A 229-nucleotide genomic window follows, 5' to 3' on the forward strand; every position below is an offset into this window, starting at 1 on the left:
GCCCGCAGGGCCAGATTAAAACTTTTTGACACTTCAAGATCCATTGCTTTTACCGCCTCCGAACTGGGCTTTAAAAGCACAAGCGGGTTTGAGCGTTTCTTCAAGAGACAGACCGGATTCACGCCCTTTAAGTACAGGGAAATAATAAAAAAGAATTTTACAGGAAGGCGCTGAAAAATCAGCCCTGCATTTCAGTCAATAAATCCCAGTCCTGCTCTTTAATTTCACT

At 43.2% G+C, this 229-nt stretch carries 1 protein-coding gene; it reads left to right on the top strand.

Going from position 1 to position 229, the window contains the following annotated elements; genetic code table 11:
* A partial coding sequence (locus ACWA1B_RS23785; protein WP_456911170.1) for a helix-turn-helix domain-containing protein occupies positions 1 to 174 on the top strand: 174 nt, incomplete at its 5' end.
* Between the last annotated feature and the right edge of the window lie 55 nt (positions 175 to 229).

It is taken from the genome of Flavobacterium xizangense, from assembly GCF_054075145.1.